The organism is Burkholderia sp. BCC0419, assembly GCF_902830285.1.
Taxonomy (GTDB): Bacteria; Pseudomonadota; Gammaproteobacteria; order Burkholderiales; family Burkholderiaceae; genus Burkholderia.
Genome location: NZ_CADESR010000005.1, coordinates 285,897 through 312,860 on the forward strand (window position 1 = coordinate 285,897; position 26,964 = coordinate 312,860).

At 67.3% G+C, this 26,964-nt stretch carries 30 protein-coding genes; 8 read left to right on the plus strand and 22 right to left on the minus strand.

The genetic code is table 11. The features are described from left to right. Positions 1-14: 14 nt before the first annotated feature. Together HWW87_RS25080 and HWW87_RS25085 are read right to left on the minus strand one after the other, a co-directional pair. Positions 15-641 carry a cytochrome C oxidase subunit I gene (locus tag HWW87_RS25080; RefSeq protein WP_124452134.1) on the minus strand — a complete coding sequence of 209 codons (627 nt, stop codon included), beginning with the start codon at positions 639-641 and terminating at the stop codon, positions 15-17. A 60-nt stretch (positions 642-701) separates the two neighbouring features. Further along, positions 702-1,412, minus strand: a complete 711-nt coding sequence (locus HWW87_RS25085; RefSeq protein ID WP_069249372.1) for an SURF1 family protein — start codon at positions 1,410-1,412, stop codon at positions 702-704. Positions 1,413-1,496: 84 nt separating this feature from the next. On the opposite strand from HWW87_RS25085, the gene HWW87_RS25090 reads away from it, so the two are divergent. Further along, positions 1,497-1,706, plus strand: a complete 210-nt coding sequence (locus HWW87_RS25090) for a twin transmembrane helix small protein (protein WP_006477735.1) — start codon at positions 1,497-1,499, stop codon at positions 1,704-1,706. 182 nt (positions 1,707-1,888) lie between these two features. Here HWW87_RS25090 and HWW87_RS25095 read toward each other — a convergent pair whose 3' ends face one another. From HWW87_RS25095 to HWW87_RS25130, 8 genes are all read right to left on the minus strand, one after another. Beyond that, on the minus strand, positions 1,889-2,746 hold the full coding sequence (locus tag HWW87_RS25095) for a cytochrome c oxidase subunit 3 (RefSeq protein WP_174390411.1): 858 nt from the start codon (positions 2,744-2,746) through the stop codon (positions 1,889-1,891). Positions 2,747-2,890: 144 nt separating this feature from the next. Further along, on the minus strand, positions 2,891-3,091 hold the full coding sequence (locus HWW87_RS25100) for a DUF2970 domain-containing protein (protein ID WP_006760730.1): 201 nt from the start codon (positions 3,089-3,091) through the stop codon (positions 2,891-2,893). Between the two features lie 16 nt (positions 3,092-3,107). After that, the gene (locus HWW87_RS25105; protein WP_089468522.1) at positions 3,108-3,719 is read right to left on the minus strand and encodes a cytochrome c oxidase assembly protein; all 612 of its coding nucleotides are present in this window, start codon (positions 3,717-3,719) and stop codon (positions 3,108-3,110) included. A gap of 35 nt (positions 3,720-3,754) precedes the next feature. Beyond that, positions 3,755-3,895, minus strand: a complete 141-nt coding sequence (locus tag HWW87_RS25110) for a cytochrome oxidase small assembly protein (protein ID WP_006486385.1) — start codon at positions 3,893-3,895, stop codon at positions 3,755-3,757. A gap of 80 nt (positions 3,896-3,975) precedes the next feature. Further along, on the minus strand, positions 3,976-5,592 hold the full coding sequence (gene ctaD, locus HWW87_RS25115) for a cytochrome c oxidase subunit I (protein ID WP_174432266.1): 1,617 nt from the start codon (positions 5,590-5,592) through the stop codon (positions 3,976-3,978). A gap of 43 nt (positions 5,593-5,635) precedes the next feature. Beyond that, a complete protein-coding gene (gene coxB, locus HWW87_RS25120) occupies positions 5,636-7,234 on the minus strand; it encodes a cytochrome c oxidase subunit II (protein WP_175822562.1) in 1,599 nt (532 codons plus the stop codon). A gap of 56 nt (positions 7,235-7,290) precedes the next feature. After that, positions 7,291-7,815 (minus strand): DUF2244 domain-containing protein, encoded by a 525-nt coding sequence (locus HWW87_RS25125; RefSeq protein ID WP_051421408.1) that lies wholly within the window; start codon positions 7,813-7,815, stop codon positions 7,291-7,293. 195 nt (positions 7,816-8,010) lie between these two features. Continuing rightward, the gene (locus HWW87_RS25130; protein WP_175822563.1) at positions 8,011-8,976 is read right to left on the minus strand and encodes a methyltransferase domain-containing protein; all 966 of its coding nucleotides are present in this window, start codon (positions 8,974-8,976) and stop codon (positions 8,011-8,013) included. 81 nt (positions 8,977-9,057) lie between these two features. Between HWW87_RS25130 and HWW87_RS25135 the strand changes: the two genes are divergently transcribed. Both HWW87_RS25135 and trmL read left to right on the plus strand, forming a co-directional pair. Further along, positions 9,058-9,855 (plus strand): phosphoribosyltransferase family protein, encoded by a 798-nt coding sequence (locus HWW87_RS25135; RefSeq protein WP_175822564.1) that lies wholly within the window; start codon positions 9,058-9,060, stop codon positions 9,853-9,855. A 99-nt stretch (positions 9,856-9,954) separates the two neighbouring features. Beyond that, complete coding sequence (gene trmL / locus HWW87_RS25140; RefSeq protein WP_175822565.1) at positions 9,955-10,425, plus strand: tRNA (uridine(34)/cytosine(34)/5-carboxymethylaminomethyluridine(34)-2'-O)-methyltransferase TrmL; 471 nt, start codon at positions 9,955-9,957, stop codon at positions 10,423-10,425. Positions 10,426-10,459: 34 nt separating this feature from the next. Here trmL and HWW87_RS25145 read toward each other — a convergent pair whose 3' ends face one another. The 5 genes from HWW87_RS25145 to HWW87_RS25165 form a co-directional block, all read right to left on the minus strand. Then, the gene (locus tag HWW87_RS25145; protein ID WP_175822566.1) at positions 10,460-10,984 is read right to left on the minus strand and encodes an O-acetyl-ADP-ribose deacetylase; all 525 of its coding nucleotides are present in this window, start codon (positions 10,982-10,984) and stop codon (positions 10,460-10,462) included. A 92-nt stretch (positions 10,985-11,076) separates the two neighbouring features. Beyond that, positions 11,077-12,075, minus strand: coding sequence for an NAD(P)H-dependent glycerol-3-phosphate dehydrogenase (locus HWW87_RS25150; protein WP_175822567.1), 999 nt, complete (start codon positions 12,073-12,075; stop codon positions 11,077-11,079). A 25-nt stretch (positions 12,076-12,100) separates the two neighbouring features. Continuing rightward, on the minus strand, positions 12,101-12,595 hold the full coding sequence (secB, locus tag HWW87_RS25155; protein ID WP_059506567.1) for a protein-export chaperone SecB: 495 nt from the start codon (positions 12,593-12,595) through the stop codon (positions 12,101-12,103). A 107-nt stretch (positions 12,596-12,702) separates the two neighbouring features. Next, positions 12,703-12,963, minus strand: a complete 261-nt coding sequence (grxC, locus tag HWW87_RS25160; RefSeq protein WP_034179116.1) for a glutaredoxin 3 — start codon at positions 12,961-12,963, stop codon at positions 12,703-12,705. Further along, a complete protein-coding gene (locus tag HWW87_RS25165; RefSeq protein ID WP_027785516.1) occupies positions 12,960-13,382 on the minus strand; it encodes a rhodanese-like domain-containing protein in 423 nt (140 codons plus the stop codon). The genes grxC and HWW87_RS25165 overlap by 4 nt, the downstream gene beginning before the upstream one ends. A 136-nt stretch (positions 13,383-13,518) precedes the next feature. Here HWW87_RS25165 and gpmA point away from each other — a divergent pair, with 136 nt between their 5' ends. The 3 genes from gpmA to moeB all read left to right on the plus strand — a co-directional run bounded on the left by gpmA (position 13,519) and on the right by moeB (position 16,938). Then, the gene (gene gpmA / locus HWW87_RS25170) at positions 13,519-14,265 is read left to right on the plus strand and encodes a 2,3-diphosphoglycerate-dependent phosphoglycerate mutase (RefSeq protein WP_175822568.1); all 747 of its coding nucleotides are present in this window, start codon (positions 13,519-13,521) and stop codon (positions 14,263-14,265) included. 262 nt (positions 14,266-14,527) lie between these two features. Further along, positions 14,528-16,081 carry a S41 family peptidase gene (locus HWW87_RS25175; RefSeq protein ID WP_175822569.1) on the plus strand — a complete coding sequence of 518 codons (1,554 nt, stop codon included), beginning with the start codon at positions 14,528-14,530 and terminating at the stop codon, positions 16,079-16,081. A 104-nt stretch (positions 16,082-16,185) separates the two neighbouring features. Beyond that, positions 16,186-16,938 carry a molybdopterin-synthase adenylyltransferase MoeB gene (gene moeB, locus HWW87_RS25180; protein ID WP_174434754.1) on the plus strand — a complete coding sequence of 251 codons (753 nt, stop codon included), beginning with the start codon at positions 16,186-16,188 and terminating at the stop codon, positions 16,936-16,938. A gap of 71 nt (positions 16,939-17,009) precedes the next feature. On the opposite strand, the gene ptsP is transcribed toward moeB, so the two are convergent. The 7 genes from ptsP to HWW87_RS25215 all read right to left on the minus strand — a co-directional run bounded on the left by ptsP (position 17,010) and on the right by HWW87_RS25215 (position 24,432). Further along, the gene (ptsP, locus tag HWW87_RS25185; protein ID WP_175822570.1) at positions 17,010-18,782 is read right to left on the minus strand and encodes a phosphoenolpyruvate--protein phosphotransferase; all 1,773 of its coding nucleotides are present in this window, start codon (positions 18,780-18,782) and stop codon (positions 17,010-17,012) included. A 225-nt stretch (positions 18,783-19,007) separates the two neighbouring features. Then, a complete protein-coding gene (locus HWW87_RS25190; protein WP_031401331.1) occupies positions 19,008-19,277 on the minus strand; it encodes an HPr family phosphocarrier protein in 270 nt (89 codons plus the stop codon). A gap of 73 nt (positions 19,278-19,350) precedes the next feature. Next, a complete protein-coding gene (locus tag HWW87_RS25195; RefSeq protein ID WP_174390399.1) occupies positions 19,351-19,821 on the minus strand; it encodes a PTS fructose transporter subunit IIA in 471 nt (156 codons plus the stop codon). Between the two features lie 231 nt (positions 19,822-20,052). Beyond that, positions 20,053-21,009, minus strand: coding sequence for a glutathione synthase (gene gshB / locus HWW87_RS25200; RefSeq protein ID WP_175822571.1), 957 nt, complete (start codon positions 21,007-21,009; stop codon positions 20,053-20,055). 35 nt (positions 21,010-21,044) lie between these two features. Further along, complete coding sequence (gshA, locus tag HWW87_RS25205; RefSeq protein ID WP_034208466.1) at positions 21,045-22,334, minus strand: glutamate--cysteine ligase; 1,290 nt, start codon at positions 22,332-22,334, stop codon at positions 21,045-21,047. A 243-nt stretch (positions 22,335-22,577) separates the two neighbouring features. Continuing rightward, positions 22,578-24,056, minus strand: coding sequence for an ammonium transporter (locus tag HWW87_RS25210; protein ID WP_175822572.1), 1,479 nt, complete (start codon positions 24,054-24,056; stop codon positions 22,578-22,580). Between the two features lie 37 nt (positions 24,057-24,093). After that, on the minus strand, positions 24,094-24,432 hold the full coding sequence (locus HWW87_RS25215) for a P-II family nitrogen regulator (protein ID WP_027789049.1): 339 nt from the start codon (positions 24,430-24,432) through the stop codon (positions 24,094-24,096). 355 nt (positions 24,433-24,787) lie between these two features. Here HWW87_RS25215 and HWW87_RS25220 point away from each other — a divergent pair, with 355 nt between their 5' ends. Continuing rightward, positions 24,788-25,039 carry an accessory factor UbiK family protein gene (locus tag HWW87_RS25220; RefSeq protein WP_006489451.1) on the plus strand — a complete coding sequence of 84 codons (252 nt, stop codon included), beginning with the start codon at positions 24,788-24,790 and terminating at the stop codon, positions 25,037-25,039. A gap of 265 nt (positions 25,040-25,304) precedes the next feature. After that, on the plus strand, positions 25,305-26,909 hold the full coding sequence (locus HWW87_RS25225) for a YifB family Mg chelatase-like AAA ATPase (protein ID WP_175822573.1): 1,605 nt from the start codon (positions 25,305-25,307) through the stop codon (positions 26,907-26,909). Positions 26,910-26,964 lie beyond the last annotated feature (55 nt).

Here is a 26,964-nt window from a genome sequence, read left to right on the forward strand (position 1 = left end):
CTCGTTCTCTCGCCTTAACCGATGCTCGACCACTTCAGCAGCTTCGTCACATCCGACTTGATCTTGCTGGGATTCGGGTCTTTCGGGAAACGCATCATCAGGTTGCCGTTCGGGTCGACCATGTAGATGTGGTCGCTGTCCTTCGTGCCGGCGTCGGCCGGCAGCCACGCGGCCACCGCGGCCGGATCGGCGACGAGCCGGCGCGTGTCCGGGTACGCATCCAGCACCTTCTGCGGCGTCGCGCCCGCATCGCTGCGCAGCCACACCATCGTGATCCGGTGCCGCTCGCCCGCCTGCGTGACGCGGATCTGGCGCATGAAATAGAGCTTCTGCGCGCAGGCGTCGTCGCACGCGCTGCGGTCGGTCATCACGAACAGCCAGACACCGCGCAGCGACGACAGCGGCACCGTCTTGCCGGTTTCGTCGGTGACCTGCAGATCCGCCGGGATCGGGCGCTGCGGCTCGATCAGCGTGCCGTAGTTCGTCGACCCGCCCTTCGGCTTGATCACGTAATAGGTGAAGTACGACGCGATCATCGGTGCGGCGCACACGAGACCCAGCAGCACGAGCATCCAGCGGCCGCGCTTGCGGGCCGCGGGGGAGATCGGCGCAGCGGCCGGACCTTGACGGGAAGATTGCATGGACAAATCAGACCTCTCGAAACGAACCCGCGGCGCCAGCGCCGCGTCCTGGCATGACGCTCACGCGCCGGCCGACTTCTTCGCCGCACGCCGCGCGGCGTACAGGCCGAAGCCGAGCGCGGCCGCCGCCATCGCCCACCACTGAAACATATAACCGTAATTGCGCTCGACGCCGGTCGTCGCCGCCGGCCAGTCGCGCACGAGCTTGTCGCCGTCGTCGCTCGTCTGCTGGATCACGAACGGCTGCAGCGGCAGCCCGGTTTCCTTCGCATACGCGGCGACGTCGAGGTTCTGCCGGATCTTCTGGTGCGCGGCCGACCCGCCTTCACCGAGCTCGAACGCGCGCGACGCGTCGGCGCGTGCGATGCCGACGATCTCGACGTCGCCCGCCGGCGTCGCGAACGGCTCGATCGCCGTGCGATCGGCGATGTTGCGCGGCAGCCAGCCGCGGTTCACGAGCACGACGCCGCCGCCCGTGAGTTTAAACGGCATCACGACGTAAAAACCCGGCTGGTCGTTATACGGCCGATTGTCGAGGAACACCGCCTGTTCGGGCATGAAACGGCCTTTTGCCCGCACGCGATGAAACTCGATCGACGCGAGCGGCACCGGCTGCGCGCCGATGTCGACGGGCACCGCCTGCTCGTAGCGCGCGATGCTCGCCTGCAGCGCTTCCTTCTGGTGCGCGCGATCGCGTTGCCAGAAACCGAGACGGATCGTGACGGCGACGACGACGAGGATCAGCAGCGCAGGCAGCCAGCGGATCTTCATCGTGCGGCCCGCCCGGCACATGCGCGAAAGCGAAGTGCGATAATTATCCTCTTCCTTTCGAATTGCCGTCGTCCGGTTCGTGTCATGCACATCCTCGTTCCAATCGCCTTCGTCCTCATCATTGCCAGCATGGGCTCGGCGCTCTACTTCATGATGCACGACCGCGGCCATACGAAGCGCATGGTCTGGTCGCTCGCCACCCGCGTCGGGCTGTCGGTGTCGCTGTTCCTGCTCATCCTGTTCGCGAACTGGATGGGCTGGATCCATTCGACCGGCCTGCCGATCGGGCGTTGATGCCGTTGCCGCGCCGGCCGCTGTGAGCGCTGTGACATTTCGCCGCACGGCCGCGCCACCAAGCAAAAGCGCCGCCTGACTGAGTCGCGGCGGCGCCCGGGTGGTGTCGCCCGCAGCTTCGCTGCCGCGCCCACACACCAATGAAAACGGCCCGCGCATCGCTGCGCGGGCCGTTTGTCCATTTACAGCCAGTAGACGACGACGTACAGGCCGAGCCAGACGACGTCGACGAAGTGCCAGTACCACGCGGCGCCTTCGAACGCGAAGTGATGATCGGGCTTGAAGTGGCCGCGGATCATCCGCACCAGCACCACCGCGAGCATCGTGCCGCCGAGGAACACGTGGAAGCCGTGGAAGCCGGTCAGCAGGAAGAACGTCGAACCGTACACGCCCGAGTTCAGCGTCAGGTTCAGTTCGTTGTACGCGTGGTAGTACTCGAAGCCCTGCAGGAACAGGAAGCAGATCCCGAACGCGAGCGTCGCGGCCAGCCACGCGATCGCCTTCTTGCGATGGTCGTCGCGCAGCGCGTGGTGCGAGATCGTCAGCGTCACGCCCGACGACAGCAGGAACGCGGTGTTCAGCGTCGGGATCGGCCACGGGCCCATCGTCTTGAAGTGACCGGCGAGCGCGGCGGGGCCTTCGTTCGGCCACACGGCGGAGAAGTCCGGCCAGATCAGCTTGTAGTCGAGGCTGCCGAGCTGGTGCAGCGCGATTTCACGCGCATAGAACAGCGCGCCGAAGAACGCGCCGAAGAACATGACTTCCGAGAAGATGAACCAGCTCATGCTCCAGCGGTACGACTTGTCGACGTTCTTGCCGTAATGACCGCCTTCCGATTCGGCGATCGCGTCGCCGAACCAGTGATACAGCGTGAAGAGCAACCACAGCAGGCCGAGCAGCGCCGTAAACGGCGCCCAGTCATGACCGTTGATCCACAGCGCTACCGACCCGAGCATGACCAGCAGGCCGATGGCCGCGCTGATCGGATGCTGCGACGGATGCGGCACGAAATAGTACGGGGTCTGGTTTTGACCGCTCATGCTTGATTCTCCACTTCAGTCCAATTTGTGTACCGGAAACCGCTCCGGCTTTATTTCTTGCGCGGCGAGACCGCCGCCGCTCTTTCCTGCACGCCGCGCCGTGGCGCCGCGCACTGCATTCTTTCGTGGCCGCGGGCCTCAGCCTCAGCCCACGACCGCACGCACGATCAGGATCAGCACGCCGATGAACACGCCGGCCGCGATCAACGCGACGATCAGCACGTGCAGCGGATTGAGTTGCGTCGCATCGGCCTCCAGGTCGCGCCGCTTGCGCACCCCGAAGAACGACCACAGCACCGCTCTCAATGCCTGGCCGAACGACCCGCTCCGCTTCGTCTCCGTCATCGCCCCGTCTCCTTCGTCATGCGTCCGGCTTCGCCGCACCCTGCGCCGCCGCCGTACTGCGCTGCGCCGGTGCCGGCGTGGCCGGGGTATTCAGCTCGAAGAACGTGTACGACAGCGTGATCGTCTTCACGTCCTTCGGCAATTTCGGGTCGATCACGAACACCACCGGCATCTTGCGCGACTCGTTCGCGGTCAGCGTCTGCTGCGTGAAGCAAAAGCACTCGATCTTCTTGAAGAACTCCGTCGCCTGCTTCGGCGCGTAGCTCGGAATCGCCTGCGCCACGACCGGCCGGCCCTGCCCGTTCGTCACGTCGTACACGATCGTCGTCAGTTCGCCCGGATGCACGTCGAGACTGTTGTGCTCCGGCTTGAACCCGAGCGGCCCGCGTGCGTTCGCATCGAACTCGACCGACACCGTGCGGCTGGTGTCGACCTGCGAGTTCTTCACCTCGCGCTCGCTGACATCGCGCTGCACCAGGTTGTTGATGCCGGTGATCTGGCAGATCGCCCGATACATCGGGATCAGCGCGAAGCCGAAACCGAACATCAGCCCGGCCACGACGAAGAGCTTCACCAGCATCGAACGATTGAACGCGCGATCCACGGCGCCCTCTTCCGGCTTCGACATACGACGACTTCCTCGCTACTGCGTCAGTTACTGCATCAGTGGGTGGACAGCCACCACTGCTTGATCACGACACCCACAAAAAAAACGGCGGCGATGACGAGCAGGGTGAGGCCGAGCCGCTTGTTGCCCGCGCGGATCTGCTCGGGCGTTCGTCTTTCTTGTGGATTCCGGGTCATCTGCAACTTCGCTGAAACTTCAGTTCCGCGCCCGCCGCGCCTGCCTGCGCGGCAGGCAGCGGCGGAACGCTCGGTGAAACTTATTCGACGTGCGGCGGTTGCTCGAACGTGTGGAACGGAGCCGGGCTCGGCACCGTCCACTCGAGGCCCGTCGCGCCATCCCACGGCTTGTCCGACGCCTTCTCCAGCTCGCCGCCGCCACGGTAGGCCGGCAGCGCGACCGCGAACAGGAAGTACACCTGTGCGAGGCCGAAGCCGAATGCGCCGATCGTCGCCACCTGGTTGAAGTCCGTGAACTGCGCCGGGTAGTCCGCATAGCGGCGCGGCATGCCCGCGAGACCGACGAAGTGCATCGGGAAGAACGTCAGGTTGAAGAAGATCATCGACGACCAGAAGTGGATCTTGCCGCGCGTCTCGTTGTACATCCAGCCCGTCCACTTCGGCGCCCAGTAGTACCAGCCCGAGAACAGCGCGAACAGCGAACCGGCCACCAGCACGTAGTGGAAGTGCGCGACCACGAAGTAGGTGCCGTGGTACTGGATGTCGAGCGGCGCCATCGCGAGCATCAGGCCCGTCAGGCCGCCGAACGTGAACACGAACAGGAAGCCGATCGCGAACAGCATCGGGGTTTCGAACGTCATCGAGCCGCGCCACATCGTCGCGAGCCAGTTGAACACCTTCACGCCCGTCGGCACCGCGATCAGCATCGTCGCGTACATGAAGAACAGCTGGCCGGTGACCGGCATGCCCGTGGCGAACATGTGGTGCGCCCAGACCATGAACGACAGGATCGCGATCGACGCCGTCGCGTACACCATCGAGCTATAGCCGAACAGCGTCTTGCGCGCGAACGCCGGGATCACCTGCGACACGATCCCGAACGCCGGCAGAATCATGATGTACACCTCGGGGTGGCCGAAGAACCAGAAGATGTGCTGGTACATCACCGGGTCGCCGCCGCCTGCCGCGTTGAAGAACGACGTGCCGAAGTGGCGGTCGAACAGCACCATCGTGATCGCGCCTGCCAGGACCGGCATCACGGCGATCAGCAGGTACGCGGTGATCAGCCAGGTCCACGCGAACATCGGCATCTTCATCAGCGTCATGCCCGGTGCGCGCATGTTCAGGATCGTCACGACGATGTTGATCCCGCCCATGATCGACGACGCGCCCATGATGTGGACCGCGAAGATCGCGAAGTCCATGCCCGGGCCCATCTGCGTCGACAGCGGTGCGTACAGCGTCCAGCCGGCCGCCGTCGCGCCGCCCGGCGCGAAGAACGAACCGACCAGCAGCACGGCCGCGACCGGCAGCAGCCAGAAGCTGAAGTTGTTCATCCGCGCGAATGCCATGTCGGACGCGCCGATCTGCAGCGGAATCATCCAGTTCGCGAAGCCGACGAACGCCGGCATGATCGCGCCGAACACCATGATCAGGCCGTGCATCGTCGTGAGTTCGTTGAAGAACTCCGGACGCATGATCTGCAGGCCCGGCTCGAACAGCTCGGCACGGATGCCGAGCGCCATCACGCCGCCCGACAGGAACATGATGAACGAGAACAGCAGGTACAGCGTACCGATGTCCTTGTGGTTGGTGGCGAACAGCCAGCGACGCCAGCCGTGCGGGGTTTCGTGCGCGTGGTCGTCGTGCGCGTGGCCCGTGTGGTCCGCGGCTACGTCGTGCCCGATGCTAGACATGAGAATCTCCTAATGCGAATACGTCGACTAACTCAGCGACACGTCAAGCCGCCGGGCCGATCTCGACACGCCGGGCTTCCTTCGCGTCAGCCCCGCCCGTGATCGTTTCCGGCTTTTTGAGAATAATGTGGTCTTCCGCCACGCCTGCTGCCTTCAGCGCATCGCGCACGGCCTGGGCCCGATGCTTCGCCAGTTCGGCGTTCGCGTCGGCCGAGCCCGTCTTGTCGGTGAAGCCCGACAGCGCGAGCTTCGCGTCCGGATGCGCCTTCGCATAGTCGGCCGCGGCGGCGATCGCCGCCTTCGCGTCGGCCGGCAGCACGCTCTTGCCCGTCTCGAAGTAGATCGTCGACAGCGCGGCCGATGCCGCTGCCGCCGGCTGCTCGGCGCCCGACGCGGCTTGCGCCGGCGCCGAAGCCGCTTCTGCCGGGGCCGCTGCCGTTGCCGCGCCCGCCGTGTCTTCCGGCATCTTGCCGTTGCGTGCGTCAGCCACTTGCTTCGGCTGCAGCAGGTCGTTCTTGTGGTTGCCCCACGAATTGCGTTCGTACGTGACGACCGCAGCGATGTCGAGGTCCGACAGCGACGCCCACGACGGCATCGCGCCCTTGCCCTGCAGCACGCGCTCGACGTGCGCCGCGATCGGGCCGTTCACGATCGGGCTGCCGTCCATCGCCGGGAACGCGCCGAGGCCCTTGCCGCTCACCTGGTGGCAGGCCGCGCAGTTCGCCTTGTAGACTTCCTCGCCGTGCGCGACGAGTTCGGCCATCGTGTAGACCTTGTTCGGATCGACCGCCGCGCTGGCCAGCTTGGCCTTCTGCGCGGTGACCCACTTCGCGTAGTCGTCGTCCGACAGGACCTCGACGACGACCGGCATGTACGCGTGTTCCTTGCCGCACAGCTCGGTACAGAAACCGCGGAACGTCCCGACCTTGTCGGCCTTGAACCACGTGTCGCGCACGAAGCCGGGGATCGCATCCTGCTTCACGCCGAACGCGGGCACGTACCACGAGTGGACGACGTCGTTCGCGGTCGTGATGATGCGGATCTTCTTGTTGACCGGCACGACGAGCGGATTGTCGACTTCCTGCAGATAGGTGTCGGTGATCGGCTTCTTGCCCATCACTTCGTCGCGCGGGGTGGTCAGCGTCGACAGGAAGCCGATGCCCTCGCCCGGGCCCTTCACGTAGTCGTAGCCCCACTTCCACTGGTAGCCGGTGACCTTGATCGTGAGATCGGCGTTGGTCGTGTCCTTCATCGCGACGACGGCCTTCGTCGCCGGCAGCGCCATCAGCACGACGATGACGAACGGCACGATCGTCCAGATGATCTCGACGGTCGTGCTTTCATGGAAATTGGCGGCCTTGTGGCCCTTGGATTTGCGGTGCGCGAAGATCGAATAGAACATCACGCCGAACACGCCGACGAAGATCACCGTACACAGGATCAGCATCATCGTGTGGAGATCGTAGAGCTCCTCGGCGATTTTCGTGACCGGCGGCTGAAAGTTGATCTCGTTGACACGGGGGCCGCCCGGGCTATCACCGACCGCCAGGGCCGCACCGGCAAAGAGCAATCCGCTGCATGCCAGCACGCCCGCGAGGGCTCGCTTGATTGTTTTCATAGCATCCTTACCCAAAATTTCCATTCAAACCCTCCCCCGTCGCAAGCCGCCGGCCTGTTCCGGCCGGTGACCGCGCCTCGTCAGCCGCAGCGCCTGAGCGACACGCGCAGTTCGTCGGCGAACTGCGCACGCTTGTACTGCGCGAGATGCTGCCCGATTACGACGGTCTGCCCGCGCGATACCAGCCGAATCGGATCGCGTGGCGTCGCACCCGGCTCGACCCGCACCCAGCGCGGGTTGAATTCGATCTGCGTGAGCCGCTCCGCATCCATCCGCTCGATCACGAGCCGGTGCGGAAACAGCCTGATGCGCTCGTAATCGACCGCATGGCGAGCATAGATCGCAAATGCGACACCCACCGCCAGCAACTCGATGCCGGTGAAGGGCATGACGAGCCAGACCCCTCTCCACATCAGCAACGCCGCGATCGCCAGCGAGAAGCCCGCGAGCGACGCGTAAAACAGCACGAACTGGCGTGGCGACACCGAACAGTTGCGTTTCATGAGCCAGTCTTCGAGGACCGGTTCGCTGTCCGCCGTCTCCGCCAAAACCCTCGCTGCTCCCATCGCCGCCTCACGCGAATGGCATGCGATGCATGCCTGCATCGGACTCGCCGCCCCGTATTGCGGGGACCCCGGGACGACAAGCTGACGCATTATAGGCGGGTTCAATGGCATCCACAAGCAAGCGCCTATCGCCCGCCAAGCCAAGCGCGACAAGCTTTCCGGCCGTTTTTGCCGCTAATTCGACCCCGCTTTGCGCCGCTAATTTCGGACATAACAAAACCCCTCTTTACCGCTTTACCGATTCTTCGGGCGCCCCTTGCCGATGTCCTCGATGCGCACGATCCCGTGCCCTTCCGCGGTCGTGCGCGGCACGGCCTTCCACGCGTGGCCGTAGATCACCTCGAAGGTCAGCGGGATCGTGCCGTCCTCGCGCCGGCGCGCGTCCAGCGCATCGCCGAGCGCCGCGCGAAAGCGCCGCGTCGCGTGCTGCGGCGCCGTGCGCTCGAACGGATAGGCGCCCCAGCGGCGCACGTCGGCCAGCAGGGAATCGGGGGATTGGTAGGTGACGGTCAGCACTTCCTGGTCCATCACGGGAATCTCGAAGCCGCTCTCGACGAGCATGTCGCCGAGGTCGTGCATGTCGACGAAATCGATCACGCGCGCGGCGGGCGGCGCGATGCCGAGCGCCGCTTCGGCGTCCGCGCAGGCCGCACGCAGCTCGCGCAGCGTGTCCGGGCCGAGCGTGCTGAACATCAGGAGGCCGTTCACGCGCAGCACGCGCTGCCATTCGGGGAAGACGGTATCGGGACGCGAATGCCAGTGGAGGGCGAGATTCGACCAGATCAGGTCGAACGCGCCGCCGGGAAACGGCAGCGCGGCGAAATCGGCCTGCGCGACGCGCGGGCCGCGCTGGCCCAGCGCCCGGCCGAGCGACGCCGGCAGCCAGCGGCGCCAGGTAGTCTGCTCGACTTCGCGCTGACCGGCCCGCGCGAGCATCGCGCCGGACAGGTCCACGCCGAACACCGGCGCTTCCGGAAAACGCGCGCGCAGCGCCGGAAGGTCGTCGCCCGGGCCGCAGCCCGCATCGAGCACGGCCGCGGGGCTCACCTTGATGTATTCGAGGCGCTCGTTCATCCGCTGCGCGATCTCGCGCGGCAGGAACGCAACCGCATCGAACGTGGCGGCACGGCGGTCGAAGATCCGCCGCAGGCGCCTGGCGTCATTGGCCGGACGGCCGGTTGAAGTCGAAGCTGGGGACATGTCGGGCACACTGGCGAAGAGCCCGAAGTATACTCGCTCGCCTCGCAAGCTTCATTGAGGCGGCGTGCCAGGAGTGTTGCGATGGTCCGCGGTTCTGCCCAGCGCACGATGCGCGTCGTTTTGTCGCAGGTTAGAACGCTGGCCGTGCGCGTTGCCGCGGTCGCGTTGCCGAATCGCTGCGCGTTGTGCGGCAATTTGTCACACGCCGTGATTTGCGGCGCCTGCGATGCCGCGTACTGGAATGAAGCGCGGCTGCGCTGCGACGTCTGCGCGCTGCCGCTCGGCGTCGGGCAGGCGCGATCGCCCGGCGGCAGTCGCACCGGCGCCGGCCGCGTGGCCGCGTACCGGTGCGACGCGTGCCGCACCGCGCCGCCGCCGTTCGACGCGACGCTCGCGCTCGCCGATTACCGCGCGCCGCTCGACGGGCTCGCGCGCGGCCTGAAGTTTCATGCGCGGCTCGCGCTCGGCGGCGAATTCGCGGCCCGGCTCGCACGGCTGGTCGACGATACGCGCGGCGCGGGCGGCTTCGACCTCGTCGCGCCGGTGCCGCTGTCGCACCGGCGGCTCGTCGCGCGCGGCTACAACCAGGCGTGGGCGATCGCGCGTCCGCTCGCGCGCCGGCTCGGCGTGCCGGCGGACGCAGCCTTGCTCGCGCGCGTCGCCGACACCGCGCCGCAGTCGCGGCTCGACCGGCACGCACGGCGCGACAACGTGATGGCGGCTTTCGCGGTGGCAGGCGGCGTCGCCGGCCGCCACATCGCGCTCGTCGACGACGTGATGACGTCCGGCGCGACGCTCGCGGCGGCCGCACACGCGCTGAAGGCGGCGGGCGCCGCGCGCGTGACGAATCTGGTTGCGCTGCGCACCGCCAGGGATTAATTAGATAGAGAGGCCGGCCGCCCGCGTGCGGCCGTCACGAACCGGCCGGCCGGATGCACGCGCCTTGCGCCGCTCCGGCCGCCCCAGCCAAACCGAAACATGTTCAACGTCGTTCTCGTCGCCCCCGAAATTCCGCCGAACACCGGCAACGTGATCCGCCTGTGCGCGAACACCGGCGCGCACCTGCACCTGATCGAGCCGCTCGGCTTTCCGCTCGACGACGCGCGGATGCGCCGCGCCGGCCTCGACTATCACGAGTATGCGCAGATGCGCGTGCACCGCGACTGGGACGCGTTCGTCGACTCCGAAGCACCTGATCCCGCGCGGATGTTCGCGTTCACGACGCGCGGTTCGGGCCGCTTCCACGATCACGCATTCCTGCCCGGCGACTGGTTCGTGTTCGGCTCGGAAACGCGCGGCCTGCCCGCCGAGCTGCTCGAACGCTTCCCGAATGAACAGCGCGTGCGCCTGCCGATGCGGCCGGACAACCGCAGCCTGAACCTGTCGAACACGGTCGCGGTGGTCGTGTTCGAGGCGTGGCGTCAGGCCGGCTTCGAAGGCGGCGCCTGAAACTTGCCGAGCGCAGCCCGCCGCACCGAACGCGTCAGGTTCGCGCGAGCCGCGCGCGGTACAGGTCGTAGATGTCGGGGGAAAAGCACGCGAACACGACGCGTGCAAGGTTCGGCGCCTGCGCCAGCATCTCGGCGACGGTGCCGACCGCGATGTCGACGGCCTCGTCGGCCGGATAACGGTAGACCCCGCAACTGATCGCCGGAAATGCGATCGACGTCGCGGCCACTTCTTCGGCCAGCTCGATCGCGCGCCGGTAACACGACGCGAGCAGGTCGGCCTCGCCGCGCGCGCCGCCGTACCATACCGGCCCGACCGCGTGGATCACGTAGCGCGCCGGCAGCCCGTGGCCGCGTGTGAGCTTCGCGTCGCCGGTGTCGCAGCCGCCGAGCGTGCGGCACTCGGCGAGCAGGCCGGGGCCGGCCGCGCGGTGAATCGCGCCGTCGACGCCGCCCCCGCCGAGCAGCGAGCCGTTCGCGGCGTTGACGATCGCATCGACATCGAGCGTCGTGATGTCGACGACCTGCGCATCGAGCGTGGTGGAATGGATCTGCAACATGACAACCTCGCGGAACGCCGGAGACGGTTCAAGCGTAGTCCGCTTTGGCGCCGCGCGCCCGGCGCAACCGTGCCGGGCGACCCCGGCCCGTGCTACTCGGCGCGCGCGTCGCGGCGCAGCAGGCCGCTGACGGCGTCGCGCGGCGCGATGCCGTCGAACAGCACGCCGCACACGGCTTCCGTGATCGGCATTTCGATCGACTGCGCGCGCGCGAGCGCCAGCACGGCCTGCGCGCAGCGCACGCCTTCGGCCACGTGGCCGAGCGCGCCGAGGATGTCGTTCAGCGTGCGGCCGGCCGCCAGTTGCAGGCCGACCGTGCGGTTGCGCGACAGGTCGCCCGTCGCGGTGAGGATCAGGTCGCCGAGGCCCGTGAGGCCCGTGAAGGTTTCCGCGCGGCCGCCGAGCGCCACGCCGAGCCGCGACATTTCGGCGAGGCCGCGCGTGATCAGCGCGGCGCGCGCGTTCAGCCCGAGGCCGAGGCCGTCGGAAATGCCCGTCGCGATCGCGAGCACATTCTTCACCGCGCCGCCGACCTCGACGCCGACCACGTCGTCGCCCGTATAGATCCGCATCGCGCCATGATGGAACGCGGCGAGCGTGCGCTCGCGGCATTCGGCCGACGTGCTCGCCACCGTCAACGCGACGGGCAGCGACTGTCCGACCTCGCGCGCGAAACTCGGGCCCGACAGCACGCCGTTGCTCTGCTGTTCGGGCAGCTCGGCCGCGATCACCTGATGCGGCAGCAGATGCGTGTCGGCCTCGAAGCCCTTGCAGACCCAGACGACGTGCGCGGGCACGCAGCCCGCGTCGCGCATCGCGTGGCACAGCGTGCGCAGCCCCGCCACCGGCGCGGCGATCACGCACAGCGCGTCGTCCGCGGCGCCATGCGCGAGCGCGGCGCCGAGATCGGCGTCGTAGCGCAGCGCGTCAGGCAGCGCGATGCCGTCCAGATAGCGGGAATTTTCGTGCCGGGCCTGCAGCCCGGCGATGAGCACGGCGTCGCGCGCCCACAGAAGCGTATCGTGCCGCGCGGCCAGATGGCCCGCGAGCGCGGTGCCCCACGCACCGGCGCCGAGAACGGCTACTTTCATACCCAGCACCGGTCCGAGCGAAACGTCAGTTCAGCGTCGTGCCATTCGGCGCGCCGTTCGGCGCACCTGCGGCGCCGCCGGCCTGCTGCTGAAGCTGCGCGAGACGCTGCTCGTACAGCGCCTGGAAGTTGATTTCCGCCAGGTGGATCGGCGGGAAGCCGGCGCGCGTGATCGCGTCGGCGATGTTCGAGCGCAGGTACGGGAACAGAATCGTCGGGCACGCGATGCCGACGAGCGGGTCGAGCTGTTCGTCCGGAATATTGCGGATGTCGAAAATGCCGGCCTGCTTCGCTTCGATCAGGAACGCGACCTTGTCCTTCACCTTCGCGGTGACGGTACCCGACACGACGACTTCGAACACGCTTTCCGCGAGGCGGTCGGCCTTCACGTCGACTTCGACTTCAACCGACGGCATGTCCTGCTCGAGGAAGATCGCCGGCGAATTCGGCTGCTCGAGCGACATATCCTTCAGGTAGACGCGCTGGATGTTGAAGAACGGTTGGTTTTCGACGTCGGACATGGTGTTTCCCTAAAAGTGGTGACGGGGCGGCCCGGCTGTTCGCCGGCCGCCACGGATGAATCCTGCGCGCCCAAGCCGCGGCGCGGCCGGCGGCCATTCTGCCTTAATCAGGCCGCTTGCAGAAGCGGCGCGAGGCCGCCTTCGCGGTCGAGCTTCGACAGATCGTCGTAGCCGCCGACGTGCGTGTCGCCGATATAGATCTGCGGCACCGTGCGGCGCCCCGTGCGCGTCATCATTTCCTCGCGGCGGGCCGGATCGCGATCGATCAGCACCTTTTCGATCTGCTCGACACCGCGCAGCTTCAGCAGGCGCTCGGCCTGCATGCAATAAGGACACACCTGCGTGCTGTACATCAAGACCTTGTTCACTTCGCCACTCCTTGTTTGACGACCGGCATCCCGGCCTGCTGCCAGGCGGCCACGCCGCCCTCGAGCACGTGCACCTCGGCATAACCCGCCGCCTCGACCTCGCGCGCCGCCTTCTGCGACTGCTGGCCGTTCTGGCAGACGAGCAGCACCGGGGTGCTCTTGTTCTTCGCGACCTGCGCAATTTTCGCGCCGATCTCGCCCGCCGCGACCTGACGCGCCGACGGCAGGTGGCCGGCGGCGAAATCGGAGGCCGCACGCACGTCGATCACGACCGCGTTGCGACGATTGATGAGTTGCGTCGCCTCCGCGGCAGACAGGCCGCCGCGGCCGCGGCGCAGGGCCGGCCACGCAAGCAGGCCGCCGGAAACCACCAGGATCGCGATAAGGGCCAGGTTGGTGTAATTGGTAAAGAACGTCACGGAATTCCGCCGGAAGAAGAGAAATCGGATGAGGACAATCCCGCCATTATAAAATAACCGCCTTGCGCGATGGCGGGCCCGGTCCGGGTGCCGCGCGACGCGCCCCGCTTCCCTATCACTACCGACCGCAAGATCCATGTACAAACTCGTTCTCATCCGCCACGGCGAATCGACGTGGAACAAGGAAAACCGCTTCACCGGCTGGGTCGACGTCGACCTGACCGAACAGGGTCGCAACGAGGCCTACCAGGCCGGCGAATTGCTCAAGGAGGCCGGCTACACGTTCGACATCGCGTACACGTCGGTGCTCAAGCGCGCGATCCGCACGCTGTGGCACGTGCAGGACAAGATGGACCTGATGTACCTGCCGGTCGTCCATTCGTGGCGCCTGAACGAGCGCCACTACGGCGCGCTGTCGGGCCTGAACAAGGCGGAAACGGCCGCGAAGTTCGGCGACAAGCAGGTGCTCGTGTGGCGCCGCAGCTACGACACGCCGCCGCCCGCGCTGGAGCCGACCGACGAGCGCGCGCCGTTCAACGACCCGCGCTATGCGAAGGTGCCGCGCGAGCAGCTGCCGCTCACCGAGTGCCTGAAGGACACGGTCGCGCGCGTGCTGCCGCTGTGGAACGAGTCGATCGCGCCGGCGGTGCGCGCCGGCAAGCAGGTGCTGATCGCCGCGCACGGCAACTCGCTGCGCGCGCTGATCAAGTACCTCGACGGCATCTCGGACAGCGACATCGTCGGCCTGAACATCCCGAACGGCGTGCCGCTCGTCTATGAACTCGACGAGAACCTGAAGCCGATCAAGCACTATTACCTCGGCGACGCGGACGCGATCGCGCAGGCGCAAGCCGCCGTCGCGAAGCAGGGCAAGGCGGGCTGACGCCCGGCGCGGCGGACAGGCCGCGTGCCGGCGCGGCGTGCCGCGCCTCGGCCCCGGTCCGCACGCCGCGCGAACCTTCGCGGCCCTGCTACGGTCGAATCCGCTTTCGAACCCCGCAGCACACCCGGCGGTGCCCCGCCGGGCCCTTTGCGGCCTTTTCGACGCTTTTCGCGCCGTTCCACTGAGTTATCGGACGAACAGTTATACTTGTCCGCTACATCCCCGCTACCGCCACGCGCTTCCCGACCGCACCAGACTCTCTATGCGAATGAATTTGAAGAACATCGGCCTGATTGCCGCGGGCCTCGCCACGGGCGTGTTCGCCACGCTGCAGGTTTCCGCATCGGCCGAGCAGACCGCCACGGCGCCGCTTCCCCTCGACCAGCTCCGCCTGTTCGCGGAAGTATTCGGGCAGATCAAGCGCGAGTACGTCGAACCGGTCGACGACAAGAAGCTGCTGACGGCCGCGATCAAGGGCATGGTGTCGAGCCTCGACCCGCACTCGTCGTTCCTCGACAAGACCGACTATGACGAGCTGCAGGAGCAGACGAAGGGCCGCTTCGCGGGCCTCGGCATCGAGATCTCGCAGGAAGACGGCCTCGTCAAGGTGATCTCGCCGATCGAGGACACCCCCGCGTTCCGCGCCGGCATCCGTCCGGGCGACCTGATCACGCGCATCAACGACAAGCCGGTGCGCGGCATGACGCTCGACAAGGCCGTGAAGCAGATGCGCGGCGAGCCGGGCACCAAGGTCACGCTGACGATCTTCCGCAAGAGCGACGACCGCACGTTCCCGATCACCGTCACGCGCGCGATCATCAAGGTCCAGAGCGTGAAGATGAAGATGCTCGATCCGGGCTACGCGTATATCCGCATCACGAGCTTCCAGGAGCGCACGACGCCGGATCTCGCGCAGAAGCTGCAGGACATCGCGCGCCAGCAGCCGAACCTGAAGGGCCTCGTCCTCGACCTGCGCAACAACGGCGGCGGCCTGCTGCAGAGCGCGGTCGGCGTGGCCGGCGCGTTCCTGCCGCCCGACTCGGTCGTCGTGTCGACCAACGGCCAGATCCCCGATTCGAAGCAGGTCTACCGCGATACGTACGACAACTATCGCCTGCCGTCCTTCGACGGCGATCCGCTGAAGAACCTGCCGCCGGTCTTCAAGACCGTGCCGATGATCGTGCTGACGAACGCGTATTCGGCGTCCGCGTCGGAAATCGTCGCCGGTGCGCTGCAGGATTCGAAGCGCGCGCAGATCATGGGCAAGACGACGTTCGGCAAGGGTTCGGTGCAGACGGTCCGCCCGATGACGGCCGACACCGCGCTGCGCCTGACCACCGCGTACTACTACACGCCGAGCGGCCGTTCGATCCAGAACAAGGGCATCACGCCGGACGTGCCGGTCGATCAGTACGCGGACGGCGATCCGGACGACGTGCTCGTGACGCGCGAGGTCGACTACACGAACCACCTCGCGAACACGCAGGACCCGAACGAGAAGAAGGAACAGGAAGAGCGCGAGCAGCGCCGGCTGGATCAGCTGCGCATTCTCGAAGAGCAGAACGACAAGAAGACGCCGGAGCAGCGCCAGAAGGATCGCGATCGCAAGCCGATCGAGTTCGGCAGCGCCGACGACTTCATGATGCAGCAGGCGCTCAACAAGCTCGAAGGCAAGCCGGTCCAGGCATCGAAGTCGCTGCTCGCCGAGAGCACGACGAAGGGCCCGGCCGCCAAGGCTGCCACGGCCGCGAAGGCATCGGGCGCGAGCGCCGCGAAGCCGGCGTCCGCACCGAAGCCTGCGTCGGCGCCGCAGTAAGCGCCGGCCGGCATCCAACGGGCCATCGCGGGAAGACCGCGATGGCCCGTTTTTCATGCGCGCCTAAAATAACGAACCTCCGCCCGCCTCGCTCACGCCTCCCCATGAACGACGATCAACTCCTTCGCTACTCCCGCCACATCCTCGTCGACGAAATCGGCATCGAGGCGCAGCAGCGCTTCCTCGACGCGCATGCGATCGTCGTCGGCGCGGGCGGCCTCGGCTCGCCGGCCGCGATGTACCTCGCGGCCTCGGGAGTCGGCACGCTCACGCTCGTCGACGCCGATACGGTCGACCTCACGAACCTGCAGCGGCAGATCCTGCACGTGACGGCATCGGTCGGCCGCAGCAAGGTCGAATCGGGGCGCGACGCGCTCGCGCAACTGAACCCGGAGGTGACGGTGAACGCGGTCGCCGCGCGCGTCGACGATGCGTGGCTCGACGCGCACGTGCCGCACGCGAGCGTCGTGCTCGACTGCACCGACAACTTCGCGACGCGGCATGCGATCAACCGCGCGTGCGTCGCGCACGGCGTGCCGCTCGTGTCGGGCGCCGCGCTGCGCTTCGACGGCCAGATCAGCACGTTCGACTTCCGCGACCCGGCCGCGCCCTGCTATGCGTGCGTGTTCCCGGAAGACCAGCCGTTCGAGGAAGTCGCGTGCGCGACGATGGGTGTGTTCGCGCCGACCGTCGGGATCATCGGCGCGATGCAGGCGGCCGAGGCGCTGCGCGTGATCGGCGGCATCGGCAAGACGCTCAACGGGCGGCTGATGATGCTCGATTCGCTGCGGATGGAATGGACGACGATGAAAATCGCGCGCCAGGCCGACTGCCCCGTGTGCGGGGGCCGGCACTGACGCGCGACGGGCATGCGCCGGGCCGCGCATGCGTGTGACGCTTCGCCATGGTTTAGTGGCGGCAAGAACGCCTAAGCAGCCGCATCCGCCCGCGGCTCGGCGACCGACAGCCGCTGCAGCGCCGCCTGCACCTCTTCCGGCTCGAACGCCGCCAGCACGTCGGCCGTCGGCTTCTCGAGCGCCTTCAGGTGCGCGCGCAGGATCTCCTGCTTCACGACCAGCAACTGGCTCGGGTGCATCGAGAACTCGGTGAGCCCCATCCCGAGCAACAGGCGCGTGAGCGCCGGATCGCCCGCCATCTCCCCGCATACCGACACCGACACACCCGCGCGCTTCGCTTCCCGCAACGTATAGGAGATCAGGTGCAGCACGGCCGGATGCAGCGGGTCGTACAGGTGCGCGACCGCGTTGTCGGCGCGATCGATCGCGAGCGTGTACTGGATCAGGTCGTTCGTGCCGATCGACAGGAAATCGAAGCGCTTCAGGAACAGCGGCAGCGCGATCGCCGCGGCCGGGATCTCGATCATCGCGCCGAGGCGCACGTTCGGGTCGTACGCGAGCCCCGCGTCGTCGAGCTGGCGCTTCGCCTCGCGGATCAGGTCGAGCGTCTGGTCGATCTCCTGCGCGTGCGCGAGCATCGGGATCAGGATCTTCACCTGGCCGAACGCGGACGCACGCAGGATCGCGCGCAACTGCGTGAGGAACATCTGCGGCTCGGACAGGCTCCAGCGGATCGCGCGCAGGCCGAGCGCCGGGTTCGGCGCCGTTTCGTAGCCTTCGTCGAGCGCCTCGAGCGGCTTGTCCGCGCCGACGTCGATCGTGCGGATCGTCACCGGCATGCCCTTCATCCACTCGACGGCGCGCTTGTACGCGGCGAACTGCTCCTCCTCTTCCGGCATTTCCTTCTGATGCATGAACAGGAACTCGGAGCGGAACAGGCCGACGCCGACCGCGCCGGCCTCGACGGCCGTCTTCGCGTCGTCGGGCAGCTCGATGTTCGCGTACAGGTCGATCTTGGTGCCGCACAACGTTTGCGTCGGCGAGAATTTCAGGCGCTGCAGCTTGCGTTGCTCGAGCAGCTTCTCGGACTGGCGGTACGAATATTCTTCGAGGACGATCGGCGCCGGATCGACGATCACGATGCCCTGGTCGCCGTCGACGATGATCAGGTCGTTCTGGCGGATCAGCGAACTCGCATGCTGCACGCCGACCGCGGCCGGAATCCCGAGGCTGCGCGCGACAATCGCCGTGTGCGACGTGCGGCCGCCGAGATCGGTGACGAACGCCTGGAACGACTGCGTCTTGAACTGCATCATGTCGGCCGGCGCGATGTCGTGCGCGACGACGATCATCTCGTTCGTGCCGTTCCTGGCCGCGCGGTCGAGCGCCTGCGATGCGGACGGCGCACCGGCGAGCGCCTTCAGCACGCGCTCGACCACCTGCTCGATGTCGGCCTTGCGCTCGCGCAGGTATTCGTCCTCGATGTCGTCGAAATGGCGCGTGAGCAGTTCGAGTTGCTCGGTCAGCGCCCATTCGACGTTGTAGCGGCGCGTGCGGATCAGGTCGATGGTTTCCTGCACGAGCATCTCGTCGCTCAGGATCATCATGTGCACGTCGATGAATGCGCCGACTTCACTCGGCGTGTCGTCGGTCAGGTCGGCGCGCAGCGCTTCGAGCTCGCGACGCACGACGTCGAGCGCCGTGCGGAATCGCTCCACTTCGGCGTCGGTCTGGTTGGGCTCGATCAGGTAATGGGCGACGTCGAGCGCCGCCGGCGCGATCAGATACGCTCGCCCGATCGCGATACCCCGTGAGACGGGAATGCCATGCAGCGTGAAGGACACGCGCACCTCCTCTGTACAAGTAAAGCCGCGGCACACTGCTGCGATGCGCTTATGACCCCGGTTAGCGATTATAAATTCCGCGACTCCCTGCTGACTGCATGCACCGCAGCATTGCGCATTTCGCATCAATGCTTCCGACGAAAAAAATGCCGCGACATCCGCGGCATTCCGACTGGAAACGGCAACGATCCGACGGCCTGTTTCCATATGGAAACAGGCCCTGGCTCACTGGCCTTCGCCGAACTTGTCGGCGATCAGCTTCAGCAGCGCGTCCATCGCTTCCCGCTCGTCGGACCCTTCGGTCTCGATCGTCACGGTGCTGCCGATGCCGGCCGCCAGCATCATCACGCCCATGATGCTCTTCGCATTGATCTTGCGCCCGTTGCGTGTCATCCACACTTCCGACTGGAAGTTGCCGGCCAGTTGCGTAAGCTTGGCCGATGCGCGCGCATGGAGCCCCAATTTATTGACGATGGTGGTTTCTTGTTGAAGCATGATTCTCGGTCGGGTCGGTCGGGACCGCCGGCGGCGCGCGCCGGCGGGTCGGTCTAAAACGGAAAACGGGGGCTCAGTGCGATTCGGTGCGCGGCTGCGGTTCGGGCGGAATCGGCGCGCACTGGCCGCAGCCGGTTTCCGTCGGCGGCGGCGGCGTGCCGGACGACACCTCGTGGACGCCCTTCGCGCCGCCGGACAGCGCCTTGTCGACCAGCTTGTCGAGCGGCACGGTGCGGTAGCAGACGGCCCGCACGAGCATCGGCAGGTTCACGCCCGCCAGCACGCGCACGTTGTCGAGCTTCGCGAGCTGGCCCGCGATGTTCGCGGGCGTCGCGCCGTACATGTCGGTCAGCACGACCACGCCGTTCTCTTCCCGCAGCCGCGCGAGTTCCGCGTGCGCAAACGCCATCACCTGGCTCGGATCGCTGTCCGCCGTCACGTCGATGCAGCCGATGCGGGCGGGCACGCCGCCGTAGATGTGCGCGATGCAGTCCCGCAGCGCGGTGGCGAGCGGCGCGTGTGCGATGATCAGAATCCCGGCCATGTCAGATCGCTCCCGGCCGCCCCTGGCGGGCCGATACCCCGCGGCGGGGCAGTGAGCGTAGCGAGTGTAGGGAACGTTTCATGTTCTGCCTTGCAACAGTGTCGGCCCGACCGCCGGGCCTTCGGTGCGCCGATTTCGGCACCGGGCGAGCGGGCATTGTAGCAGGCCGGTCAAGCTGCTCCGGCGACGGGGGACCTGCGCGGCCGCCGCCGGGGTTGCGCGGGAGGCGGCCTACGCGGCCGCACGCTCCAGCGCGTCGATGAACATCGCGGCGACGTCGAAGCCCGTCTGCTCCATGATCTCGCGGAAGCACGTCGGGCTCGTGACGTTCACCTCGGTCAGCCAGTCGCCGATCGCGTCGAGGCCGACCAGCAGCAGCCCGCGCGCCGCGAGCACGGGCCCGAGCGTGGCGGCGATCTCGCGATCGCGGTCCGTCAGCGGCTGCGCGACGCCGAGCCCGCCCGCGGCGAGATTGCCGCGCACCTCGCTGCCCTGCGGAATCCGCGCGAGCGAATACGGCACCGGCTCGCCGCTGATCAGCAGGATGCGCTTGTCGCCGGCCTTGATCTCGGGGATGAACTTCTGCGCCATCACCGAGCGCGTGCCGTCGTGGCTCAGCATCTCGACGATCGAGCCGAGGTTCATGCCGTCCGGCTTCACGCGGAACACGCCCATCCCGCCCATCCCGTCGAGCGGCTTCAGGATCACGTCGCCGTGCTCGGCGTGGAACGCGCGCAGCCGCTTCGCGTCGCGCGTGACGAGCGTCGGCGCGACGAACTGCGGAAACTCGCCGATCGCGAGCTTCTCCGAATGATCGCGGATCGACTGCGCCTTGTTGAACACACGCGCACCCGCGCGCTCGGCCAGCTCGAGCAGCCACGTCGACGTCACGTATTCCATGTCGAACGGCGGATCCTTGCGCATCAGCACCGCGCCGAACGATTCGAGACGGCGCGCGTCGACCGGGCCCGCGTCGAACCAGGTGTCGCGATGCAGGTCGTCCAGTTCGCCGACGAACGTGATGCGCCGCACGTCGGCCTCGACAGCCGAGCCCGTCCACGCGAGGTGGCGCGGTTCGCACGCGTACACCGCATGCCCGCGCCGAGCGGCCTCCGCCATCATCGCGTAGGTCGAATCCTTGTAGATCTTGAAATGCTCGAGCGGGTCGGCGATAAAAAGAATGTCCATGCGGGTCCTGTACGTAGCGAAGGTCCGAAGGTCCGTTACACCTGGATGGCTTCGGGGTCGGTCTTTTCCAGTTCGATCGACGATGCGATCAGCGACAGCCGCGCGACGACGCCGTACATGTAGAAACGGTTCGGCGGCGCGGCGCCCGGCTTAGCGCCTGCATCCGGCAGCGCGGTGTGCTCGAAGCCGAGCGGCACGTAGTGCATGCCGGGCGCGTTCAGGTTCTGGTCGCGCTCGCGGCCGCCGTGCGTGCGGTAGAAACCGCCGACCACGTAGCGGTCGATCATGTACACGACCGGCTCGGCCACTTCGTCGCCGACGCGCTCGAACGTGTAGACGCCTTCCTGCACGATCACGTCGCGCACCGCGAGGCCGGCCTTCGATTCGGCCATCTGCGCGCGCTCGGCCTTCGTCATCCGGCCGATCTCGGCCGCGTCGTGCACGGTCATCACGCCGCGGCCCGCGGTGCCCGCGTCGGCCTTCACGACGACGTACGGTTTCTCGCTGATCCCGTATTCGCGATACTTGCGCGCGATCTTCTTCAGCACGCCGTCGATCGCGTCGGCGAGCGCCTGCTCGCCTTCATGCGCCTGCCAGTCGACGCCTTCCACGTGCGCGAAATACGGATTCACCATCCACGGATCGACGCCGACCATCTTCGCGAACTTCTTCGCGACGTCGTCGTAGCACGCGAAGTGCGTCGACTTGCGGCGCACGGCCCAGCCCGCGTGCAGCGGCGGCAGCAGGTACTGTTCGTGCAGGTTTTCCAGCACGGCCGGGATGCCGGCCGACAGGTCGTTGTTCAGCAGGATCGAGCACGGATCGAAATTCTTCAGGCCGAGGCGGCGCTGCGAACGCTCGAGCGGTTCGAGCACGATCTTCTGGCCGTCGGCCAGCGTGATCGGCGTCATGTCGGTGATGCTGGGGTCGAGCGAGCCGAAACGCACGTTCAGGCCGGCCTGGCGCATGATCGTCGCGAGGCGCGCGACGTTTTCCAGGTAGAACGCGTTGCGGGTCGGCAGCTCGGGAATCACGAGCAAATTCTTCGCGTCCGGGCAGATCTTCTCGATCGCGGCCATCGCGGCCTGCACGGCGAGCGGCAGCACTTCGGACGGCAGATTGTTGAACGCGCCGGGAAACAGGTTCGCGTCGACGGGCGCCAGCTTGAAGCCGGCATTGCGCAGATCCACCGAACAATAGAACGGCGGGGTGTGTTCCTGCCATTCGAGCCTGAACCAGCGTTCGATCGCAGGCGTCGCGTCGAGGATCTTCTGCTCGAGTTCGAGCAGCGGACCGTTCAACGCGGTAACGAGGTGGGGAACCATGAATCACTCGCGAGCGGGAGAATGAAGATTGTAGAGCAATTGCCCTGCCCATTTGGGGATTGTTCCCGGCTTCGCAAGGGTTTCGAGGATATTTTCGGCTATTGACCCGATAGCGCGCAGGGTTATGCGCTACGGCAGTGGATGACAGGAGAAAAAAAGCCCGCCGGGTAGGCGGGCCGAAGTCGCTGCGCTCATTCGGAGCGGGCGCCGTCGTCGCGGCGGCCCGCCGTTGATTCGTATGACTTACTCCACGTGCTCGCCGTGCAGGATCACGTCGAGCCCTTCGCGCTCTTCCTCTTCGGTCACGCGCAGGCCGATCGTCAGGTCGATCAGCTTCAGCAGCACGAAGCTCAGCACGCCGCTGTACACGAGCGTGATCAGCACGCCCTTCGCCTGCAGCAGCAGGCTGCCGTCCATGCCGCCGATGTCCTTGACCGCGAACACGCCGGTCAGCAGTGCGCCGAGAATCCCGCCCACGCCGTGCACGCCGAACGCGTCGAGCGAATCGTCGTAGCCGAGCTTCGACTTGAGCCACGTCGCCGACCAGAAGCAGATCACGCCTGCCGCGATACCGATCACGAGTGCGCCCGCCACGCCGACGAAACCGGCCGCCGGCGTGATCGCCACCAGACCCGCGACCGCGCCCGACACGATGCCGAGCACCGACGGCTTGCCCTTCGCGATCCATTCGGCAAACATCCAGCCGAGCGCCGCGCAGGCCGTCGCGACCTGCGTCGTCAGCATCGCGAAGCCGGCACGGCCGTCGGCCGCGACCGCGGAACCCGCGTTGAAGCCGAACCAGCCGACCCACAGCATCGAGGCGCCGATCATCGTCAGCACGAGGTTGTGCGGCGCCATCGACTCACGGCCGTAGCCGACGCGCTTGCCGAGCACGAGGCACGACACCAGGCCCGCGATACCGGCGTTGATGTGCACCACCGTGCCGCCCGCGAAGTCGAGCACGCCGTCGGCCGACAGCCAGCCGGTCGGCTCCCACACCATGTGCGCGATCGGCACATAGACGATCAGCGACCAGAGCGCCATGAACACGAGCATCGCCGAGAACTTCATCCGGTCGGCGAACGCGCCGCAGATCAGCGCCGGCGTGATGATCGCAAACGTCATCTGGTAGACGAAGTAGACCGATTCCGGAATCGTCGACGCGAGATGGCTGACCGTCAGCGTCGTCGCCTTGTCGCCCTTCACGTAGGCCATGCCGTGCAGGAACACGCGCGACAGGCCGCCGATGAAGCCGTTGCCCGGCGTGAACGCGAGGCTGTAGCCGACCACCGTCCACAGCACCGTGATCAGCGCGGTGATCGCGAAGCTCTGCATCACGGTTGCGAGCACGTTCTTCTTGCGGACCATGCCCGCGTAGAACAGCGCGAGGCCGGGGACCGTCATGAACAGCACGAGCGCGGTGGAGGTCAGCATCCACGCGGTGTCGCCCGCGCTGATCTTCGACGAATCGACCGAGAACGGCGCGGTGGGCGCCGCCGGGGCGGCCGGTGCGGATGCGGCGGCGGTGGCGGATGCGTCGGCGGCCGGCGCCGAAGCGGCCGGTGCGGCGGCAGCCGATGCGTCGGAAGCGGTGGCGGCGGGCGTGGAAGCAGCCGCGGTGGAACCAGCCGCGGCGGACGCCGCGTCGTCCGCGAGCGCGGAGCCGACGCCGGCCGCGATCAGCGAGCCGGCCATCAGCAGGGACATCAGAAGTTTGCGCATCTTGGGTTTCCTCTTGTCGCTTGTATTGTCTGTTCTGTTACAGCGCGTCCGCGCCTGTCTCCCCGGTGCGAATCCGGATCACTTGTTCGATCGCCGTGACGAAGATCTTGCCGTCGCCGATCTTGCCCGTGCGCGCGGCCCGCTCGATCGCTTCCACCGCCTGGTCGACGAGATCGTCGGACACGGCCGCCTCGATCTTCATCTTCGGCAGGAAATCGACCACGTATTCGGCGCCGCGGTACAGCTCGGTGTGCCCCTTCTGGCGCCCGAACCCTTTCACCTCCGTCACCGTGATGCCGGAGACGCCAAGCGCCGACAGCGCCTCGCGCGTCTCATCGAGCTTGAACGGCTTGATGATTGCGGTAATGAGTTTCATGAAGTCCTCTCGCTGGGTTGTCCCGTCGACTGAGTTGGAATGTTGTAACGGACTCTTCTCAGCAACTCGCATGCCATGTTGGTCCGAACACCGTCTCGAATGGCTCCGGAACGGGGTCGCATCCCGCGATGTAAGGCGCGGAAGCCCGGCCGAATGGCCAACATGGCCCGGTTTGCTGGCGCGGCGAAAGGATCGTTGCTAGAGTGCACGCACGTCCCGGATCGCCGGGCCATTCACCCATGCGGGCGCCGTGCCCGGAATTCGCGCCCTGCGCGCACCATTTCCGGTCATGCGTGCATCATGGGCACGTACGCAACTGAAGATGCACATTTTTTGTGCAAGGAAGGGGAATCACATGAAGCAACCCAGCGACGTTTTCAACGATCTGCAGTCGCGCGTCAGCGATTTGCTGAAAAACTCGCCGGCCAAGGACGTCGAGCGCAACGTGAAGGCCATGCTGTCGCAAGGCTTCTCGAAGCTCGATCTCGTCACGCGCGAGGAATTCGATACCCAGGCCCAGGTGCTCGCCCGCACCCGCGTGCGCCTCGAGGAACTCGAAAAGCGCGTCGCGGAACTCGAGCAGAAGCTCGCCGCCCCGCAGGCCTGACGCCCCACCCGGCCGCAAGGTCCGGGCGCGGGCCGCCTCGTGCGGCCCGCGCCCGCCACCCCGAAGCCACGCGTCCGCCCTTCGTCGTCCGTCGTTCTTCGCAGCACCCTCCGCTCTTCGTAGTCCATCGCTCTTCGCAGTTCGTCGTTCCGCAGCACCTCGTTCTTTCCCCGCGCCACGCCGGCAAGCGCGCACCCGATTCCTCCGATTCCCGCGGCATGCGGCCCCGAACGGCCGTCGTCCGCCTGTTTACAGGAGCCTCGCCATGTCGCTCGCCGTGGTGCGCAGTCGCGCGCCCGCCTCCGGCCGCGCGCCGGACGTCACCGTCGAAGTCCATCTCGCCAACGGGTTGCCGTCGTTCTCGATCGTCGGGCTGCCCGATCTCGAAGTCCGCGAAAGCCGCGAGCGCGTGCGCGCCGCGCTGCAGAACTGCGGATTCGAATTTCCGGTGCGCCGCATCACCGTCAATCTCGCGCCGGCCGACCTGCCGAAGGAATCGGGCCGCTTCGACCTGCCGATCGCGCTCGGCATCCTCGCCGCGAACGGCCAGATCCCGGCCGACGCGCTGGCCGGCCGCGAATTCGCGGGCGAGCTGTCGCTGACCGGCGCACTGCGGCCGATGCGCGGCGCGTTCGCGATGGCGTGCGGCGCCGCGCGGGACCGGCGTGCGGAGGAATCCGGTGCGGGCTTCGCCGGTGGCCCTGGCCTGGATTCCGGCGCCCCGCGCGATTCCACCGCGACATCGCGTCCGCCCGAGCTGTACCTGCCGCTCGACAGTGCCGCCGAGGCCGCGCTCGTGCCGGGCGTGACCGTGTTCGGTGCACGCGACCTCCCCGCGCTGTGCGCGCACCTCGCCGATGCGCCGGACGGGCGGCTCACGCCGGTCGCGGCACCCTGTCTCGACGGCCTGCCGGCACCGGCCGCGCCCGACCTCGCGGACGTCGTCGGCCAGCGCGGCGCGCGGCGCGCGCTGGAAGTCGCGGCCGCGGGCGGTCATCACATGCTGATGGTCGGCCCGCCCGGGGCCGGCAAGTCGATGCTGGCAGCACGGCTGGCCGGCCTGCTGCCGCCGCTGACCGACGACGAGGCGCTGACCTCGGCCGCGCTGCTGTCCGCGAGCCGGCTCGGCTTCTCGCCCGCGCAGTGGCGCCGCCGGCCGTTCCGCGCGCCGCACCACTCGTCGAGCGCCGCCGCGCTGGTCGGCGGCCGCAATCCGCCGCAGCCGGGCGAAATCACGCTCGCGCACCTCGGCGTGCTGTTTCTCGACGAACTGCCGGAATTCGACCGGCACGTGCTGGAAATGCTGCGCGAGCCGCTCGAAGCCGGCCGCATCACGATCTCGCGCGCAGCCGAGCAGGCCGACTTCCCCGCCGCGTGCCAGCTGATCGCCGCGATGAACCCGTGCCCGTGCGGCTGGCACGGCGATCCGTCCGGGCGCTGCCGCTGCTCGCCGGACGTGGCCGCCCGCTATCTGCGCAAGCTGTCGGGGCCGCTGCTCGACCGCATCGACATCCAGATCGACCTGCCCGCGCTGTCGCCGGCCGAACTCGCGACCCGCGCGACGGCGCCCGGCGAGCCGAGCGCGGCGGTGGCCGCCCGGGTCGCGCAGGCACGTGCGCTGCAGCTCGATCGGCAGGGCAAGACGAATCACATGCTGAGCGGCCGCGAAACCGACGACCTGTGCCGGCCGACCAACGAAGGCGAACGGCTGCTGCGCGAGGCCGGCGAGCGCTTCGGCTGGTCGGCGCGCGCGTATTTCCGCGTGCTGAAAGTCGCGCGGACGATCGCCGACCTGGCCGGCGACCCGCTGCCGACCGCCGCGCAGATCGCCGAGGCGATCCGCTACCGGCGCGCGCTGACGGCGCTGTGAGCGGCCTGGGAGGACAAAATCAGGCTGTCAAGACTTGACTTATGCACAATTTCAC